This is a genomic window from Lactiplantibacillus sp. ME-2 (assembly GCF_022549155.1).
GTDB lineage: Bacteria > Bacillota > Bacilli > Lactobacillales > Lactobacillaceae > Lactiplantibacillus > Lactiplantibacillus plantarum.
Map to the genome: position 1 here is coordinate 1 of NZ_JAKZEQ010000071.1, position 5,810 is coordinate 5,810.

General features: G+C 43.2%; 7 protein-coding genes. 3 read left to right on the plus strand and 4 right to left on the minus strand.

The genetic code is table 11. The features are described 5' to 3' along the window. Positions 1-559 precede the first annotated feature (559 nt). Positions 560-1,231, minus strand: a complete 672-nt coding sequence (locus MMY95_RS14860; protein WP_202861378.1) for a helix-turn-helix transcriptional regulator — start codon at positions 1,229-1,231, stop codon at positions 560-562. A gap of 329 nt (positions 1,232-1,560) precedes the next feature. On the opposite strand from MMY95_RS14860, the gene MMY95_RS14865 reads away from it, so the two are divergent. From MMY95_RS14865 to MMY95_RS14875, 3 genes are all read left to right on the plus strand, one after another. Beyond that, positions 1,561-3,153 carry an Nramp family divalent metal transporter gene (locus tag MMY95_RS14865; protein WP_003642253.1) on the plus strand — a complete coding sequence of 531 codons (1,593 nt, stop codon included), beginning with the start codon at positions 1,561-1,563 and terminating at the stop codon, positions 3,151-3,153. Further along, positions 3,153-3,584: a universal stress protein gene (locus MMY95_RS14870; protein ID WP_003642254.1), complete on the plus strand. Its 432-nt coding sequence runs from the start codon at positions 3,153-3,155 to the stop codon at positions 3,582-3,584. Before MMY95_RS14865 ends, MMY95_RS14870 begins: the two co-directional genes overlap by 1 nt. A gap of 122 nt (positions 3,585-3,706) precedes the next feature. Beyond that, the gene (locus MMY95_RS14875; RefSeq protein ID WP_003642255.1) at positions 3,707-3,979 is read left to right on the plus strand and encodes a hypothetical protein; all 273 of its coding nucleotides are present in this window, start codon (positions 3,707-3,709) and stop codon (positions 3,977-3,979) included. A gap of 78 nt (positions 3,980-4,057) precedes the next feature. Here MMY95_RS14875 and MMY95_RS14880 read toward each other — a convergent pair whose 3' ends face one another. Genes MMY95_RS14880 through MMY95_RS14890 form a run of 3 tightly spaced genes read right to left on the minus strand, consistent with a single transcriptional unit; the run spans position 4,058 to position 5,658 of the window. Next, a complete protein-coding gene (locus MMY95_RS14880) occupies positions 4,058-4,738 on the minus strand; it encodes a VTT domain-containing protein (protein WP_003642256.1) in 681 nt (226 codons plus the stop codon). Positions 4,739-4,753: 15 nt separating this feature from the next. Further along, the gene (locus MMY95_RS14885; protein WP_003643354.1) at positions 4,754-5,068 is read right to left on the minus strand and encodes a metalloregulator ArsR/SmtB family transcription factor; all 315 of its coding nucleotides are present in this window, start codon (positions 5,066-5,068) and stop codon (positions 4,754-4,756) included. Between the two features lie 23 nt (positions 5,069-5,091). Then, positions 5,092-5,658 carry a cadmium resistance transporter gene (locus MMY95_RS14890; protein WP_003643355.1) on the minus strand — a complete coding sequence of 189 codons (567 nt, stop codon included), beginning with the start codon at positions 5,656-5,658 and terminating at the stop codon, positions 5,092-5,094. Between the last annotated feature and the right edge of the window lie 152 nt (positions 5,659-5,810).

Here is a 5,810-nt window from a genome sequence, read left to right on the forward strand (position 1 = left end):
TAAGTGATTGCTTTGGGCTTTTTAATTTCTGTTCGGATTAATTATAGAATTTGCCCGGGTGAAATAATTTTTTTATCTAATTCTGCTGCTGGCTCTAAAATTTCAGTAACCGTTTCCTCATTTTGATCAACTTTAATCGAATCTGGCTTACTCATGGTTACTACACCTGACTTTCTTCACTTAAACATGATTATTGTGAAAGAATTCTGTTTAAGTTGTATCTTCATTTTTATGAGTAAAAATAACACAACTTAATCTTAGCACAGCAGTTAACTATTGGCGATGGCAACTATTCAGTTTTACCCCAATAATTCACATACACAAAACGCCAACCAGCTTTAACTGTCCGCATCAGCTAATTCTGCAGCTAGTTGGCATCATCATGGGGCCGTTGCACATCAACGAATAACCAAAATCTGCGACAATCATGAATTAAAAACGGCTTGCCGTAGCCGATAACTCATCATTATCATAGGTGCCAAAATGACCGTTGAGCGTGACTCGATCGCTACTAAATAGTGGTCGCAGCACTTAATAACACCATCCACAACCTGAACACCTAATCTGAAGTCTTTCTCGCCCGATTGAGCGGAATTTCAATCGCCATCACGGCCGCCGCTGTCCAAATAAAGAGATGCAAGAAGTCACCAACTAATTTTCCGCTCACATTCCCCGCTAAATATGCACCAGCATGTTGATTTAAGAACTGGGTTGATGGGATCTGACTAGCTAGTTGTGGCCACACCAACGCGATATTTAAAACCGCCAACATCGTAATAACCCCCACTAATTGCCACGCCTGGCGTTTAGTGGTTGCCCAATCATCAAAATAATTATAATTCATAATCAACGTCGTGGTCATCACAATCAATCCACCATTAATGACCATCGTCACGATGCCGTCGTTCCAATGCAAAAAATAGTGCAAATAGCTTAAAAATAGTAGGCCAACGACTAAGTCATAACTGATTGCCACCAAGCGCTGCTGCCGCCGATTATTTGCCGACTGAGCCTCGTAGTGTTTTAACATCCCTAAATCTCCCTTCAATAGTTGCTCGACTGAAAAATCATACGCCGTACTAATTTGCACCAACATGCCAATATCTGGATAGCTTCGACCATTCTCCCAGCTTGAAATCGTCTGTCGTGAAACGTGCAATTGCGTCGCGATGTCAGTTTGAGTCATCTTCTTTTGTTGCCGAATAATTTTTAAATTATCTGAAAAATTCATTTTCACACCTCCAAGCACATCGTACGCGACGGGTGATTGTTCGGCAAGATAAGTTTCTAAGCAAGTCGATGAAGCCGGCGATTTGCGCGTGTTGTATTTTTTGAGAATCGCGAACCAAAACGCTACGACAATGATTTCCGTCATAGCGTTTTAGTCTGCTTGGTTGACTGCTTAGTAAGTTAAAAATATTATTATCAATTAGAATGTTTTATATCAAACTGTTTTAATTATTTTGTAGGCATACCTAAAAAAGTATTTCCATTTACTTTTATTTATTGTACAATGACAACGGCTCAAAGATTTAGAGATATAGAAAGGTGGTCTTTTAATTGAGCGAAAAGACGAACACCCCAAACCGGAAGCATAAATTGATTGAATATGCTAACGGCCCCTCACTAGAGGAAATTAACGGTACCATCGAGGTTCCCAAGAATCTGAACTTCTGGAAAACCCTCTTTGCGTATTCAGGTCCTGGTGCCTTAGTTGCGGTAGGTTACATGGATCCCGGTAACTGGTCAACTTCCATCACCGGTGGTCAAAACTACCAATACATGCTAATGTCTGTCATCTTGATATCAAGTTTGATTGCGATGCTACTACAATACATGGCGGCTAAACTTGGTATCGTGAGTCAGATGGATCTGGCCCAAGCGATTCGGGCGCGGACGAGTAAATCACTCGGAATCGTCTTGTGGATTTTAACCGAATTAGCCATCATGGCGACCGACATTGCCGAAGTTATCGGTGCTGCGATTGCCCTCTATTTATTGTTCAACATTCCGTTAGTCATTGCGGTGTTTATTACCGTGCTTGACGTTTTAGTTTTGCTATTATTGACCAAAATCGGTTTTCGGAAAATCGAAGCCATCGTGGTTTGTTTGATTTTAGTTATCTTATTCGTATTCGTTTATCAAGTCGCACTGTCCAACCCTGATTGGGGCGGTGTGATCAAGGGCCTAGTCCCAACCGCTGACACTTTCTCGACAAGTCGTTCAGTAAACGGTATGACGCCACTTTCTGGTGCTTTAGGGATTATCGGTGCCACCGTCATGCCACACAATTTGTACTTACATTCAGCCATCTCACAAACGCGGAAGATTGACCACAACGATGAGGAAGATGTCGCGCGGACCGTTAAATTCGCTGCTTGGGATTCCAATATCCAACTTTCATTCGCTTTCGTGGTTAATTCACTATTATTGATTATGGGCGTTGCCGTCTTTAAGAGTGGCGCTGTTAAAGATCCTTCATTCTTCGGTCTTTATGAAGCATTATCCAATACATCAATGTTAAGCAATGGTATTTTAATCAGTGTTGCTAAATCTGGGGCGCTCTCAGCCCTCTTCGCCATCGCGTTACTGGCTTCTGGGCAAAACTCCACAATTACCGGTACGTTAACTGGGCAAGTCATCATGGAAGGGTTCGTCCACATGCGGATGCCACTCTGGTTACGGCGGTTAGTGACCCGGTTGATCTCCGTTATTCCCGTCCTCATTTGCGTGCTATTAACTAGTGGTAAGAGTGCAATCGACGAGCATACTGCATTGAATAATCTGATGAATAACTCACAAGTCTTTCTGGCTTTCGCCCTTCCATTCTCCATGTTGCCACTATTAATGATGACTGACAGCGCGGCAGAAATGGGCAAACGATTCAAAAACTCACTTTGGATCAAAGGTTTAGGTTGGTTATCCGTCATCGGTTTGACTTTCTTAAACTTACTCGGTCTACCAGATTCAATCTTAGGCTTCTTTGGCGATAATCCTTCAGCTGGCGAACAGACTTTTTCTAAAATTCTAGCCTACCTTTTGATTGCCGCTATCTTAGCCCTACTTGTCTGGACCGTCTTCGACCTACAACGCGGTAACAAACGTTACGTTGAACAGCAACTTGCTGCAGCAGCAAAGGAGGCCAACAAATAATGGCGACTAAATTTAACCGGATTCTCGTTGGTGTTGATGATTCTGCCGATGCTTTACTTGCTTTTGACTATGCAATCCATCAAGCGAAGCAAGATGGTGCCGAACTGGTCATTATCTCGATTCTTGAAAATGATGAAATGAACGTCTATCAAGCGCTCAGTAAAGACTACATTCATGGGGAACGCCAAGAACTTGAACAGCATATATTGAAATATCAAAAGCAAGCCCAAGCTGCTGGCGTCACCAAAGTCCACGCAATGATTGCGGAAGGTGAACCTGGTGAGACCATCGTTAAGGAAGTCATCCCCCACGTTCAACCGGACTTACTCATTATTGGCTCCCTAGCCAAAAAGGGGATTGCCAAACACTTTGGTAGCCAAGCTGCTTATATGGCAAAATACGCACCGATTTCAGTTTTAGTTATTCGTTAAATCAATTAAAATAACCTCAAAACCCCCGTTTTCAATGTGAAAACGGGGGTTTTAGGTTAACAAAACATTATTTGACTATTAACCTAAACATACTATAATAGTCACTGAAGGGGGATTCAATTATGACACCAAACGAAACCTACGACGCATTAGAACAATGGCACTTATTACCGGCGACTAATTTTACCTGGCGGCCCTTCACCGCTACCGCTATTTATGTTGACAGCCCGCATGCGCGGCGTGTCTATCAGCTAGACTTAGCTGACGACACGGTCGAGATCTTTCAGGCCGATCCAGGCTCAGAACTGTCTGAACATTTCTTACCATATAAGACAGTTACACTGACCACAACTCAAATCAATCAATTCAAGCATACCCAGCCAGTTGCATCATAACGGCTACGGGCAAAGCGGCGGGAACACCCTCTTAGTCAATGATTAAGAAGGCGGGCCCGCCGCTTATAATTTCAATTATTAATGATCCAAATCAACTGCTCGTTGACGATCATGGTGGATCAACCACAACAATCCCAATAAGAGCACCAAGAGTCCAACCAACATCAACGCATTCTTGAAGTGCGCTTTAATCAGTTCATCGCCACCCCAAGCATAGATAATCGCCGTGGGCATGCTGCCCAGTAGCGTTGCTGCGGCTAGCTGCCGGGGTGTCACCGCCGTTTCAATGGCCGCTAAACTAACTAATGACGTTGGAATAAACGGTATCGTATACCCAATCACGATTCCTAATAAGGGGTGCCGCATCTTACCAATGGCCGTCACGAGTTTTGACGGCTGTTGATCACGTCGAGCCGTTACCCGTCCGAAAAAGCGTTGTGCAATCAAGTTGCCCAGCGTAATGCCAATAATATTTAACACTGCCCCAAGCCCTTTGCCGAAACAGATGCCAGCAACGACACTGATCGTCGCCACGGGGGCACCTGGAATAATTGAAAAGCAAATCAATAAGGGAACTACTAATAAAATATCAATCGCGCGGTGCCGTCGAACTTGGGCCACCAGTGCTGATTGATCAAATACCCGATGCTGAATGATCTCCCAAGTACCATGATAGCGATAGATCAACAGTCCAATTAATAGTAATGCTAGCAGTACTGCCCCACTGATAAGCTGTCGTTTCGTTATCTTAACCTTCACAACTTCCTCCCGTCATTAATCATGATGCGGTTCATGTTTAATTTCATGAGCCACATGTCCAATCATGGCATCAACCATTTCCAAAATATGGGGATCGTCTAGACAATAGTAGACATGCTTCCCCCGCTTCGTTTTAGATACCAACTGATACTGAAACAAAATTGCTAACTGATGCGAGACTAATGGCTGCGCCAAATGAACATGTTCAACGATTTGCGTGACGTCCGCTTCATGGTGTTCTAAAAAAATTAGGATTTTAATCCGATTAACATTACTCAATACTTTGTATATTTTAGCCGCCTCAGTTAATAGTGGCCCGCTGACCTCCATGCCAATTCCTCCGTTCTCACCAATCATAGGAATGCGATTAAATGGCTAATTAGCCCACTATCCCAGAAAACATATAAGCCAATCACCACGTAACAAATTTTCATCAACCGTTCACCATGAGCCGCTATTTGCTTTTGAACAGCCTTGATTTCCGCCACCTGGTTAATGATAAGCACGACAAGCATCGTCAATATACCAATAAATCCTAAAGTCATCACAAAGTGTACCATGCTTTCCCCAACGAGCACAGGTAAAAAGATCGATAAATTACAACCAGCACATACGGCCAAATAAGTAACTAGTACGTTAATCACCGGCGACCCACCAGCCCGATCGGCGGTATCATCATCATCGTCGTGAAACGCAAGCCAAATCGGCAGCACACCCAAGAATCCTAATAACCATTCTGGCAAAAATAAGGTCAGTGCTTTACCCACAAAGAAGCTTGCCGTTAGTAGAATAAGATTGCCCAACAAATAGCCCAACAAGACCTGCCACAACCGATACTTCTTCAATAAAAAAACTAACATCAAGAAAAAATCCAAATTGACACTCAAAAACGTTAACGCTAAAACCCCATAATGCATCATTTCACCCACTTTTCTTTACGCGTTGTGCTAGTATTTAGCATCAACTGTGATTAAAACGTGCCAAGTTTAGATTGTTGTTCGTCAGCCGGTGCGCGTCCTAAGCCGGAAGCAACCCACTTCCAGCTAAGAATAATTTGGCTACTGAGCATTGT

Excerpts from the sequence above, each read along its gene's own strand:
- MMY95_RS14860 (WP_202861378.1), bottom strand. The coding sequence starts at position 1,231 with ATGAATTTTTCAGATAATTTAAAAATTATTCGGCAACAAAAGAAGATG.
- MMY95_RS14870 (WP_003642254.1), top strand. The coding sequence starts at position 3,153 with ATGGCGACTAAATTTAACCGGATTCTCGTTGGTGTTGATGATTCTGCC.
- MMY95_RS14875 (WP_003642255.1), top strand. The coding sequence starts at position 3,707 with ATGACACCAAACGAAACCTACGACGCATTAGAACAATGGCACTTATTA.
- MMY95_RS14885 (WP_003643354.1), bottom strand. The coding sequence starts at position 5,068 with ATGGAGGTCAGCGGGCCACTATTAACTGAGGCGGCTAAAATATACAAA.
- MMY95_RS14890 (WP_003643355.1), bottom strand. The coding sequence starts at position 5,658 with ATGATGCATTATGGGGTTTTAGCGTTAACGTTTTTGAGTGTCAATTTG.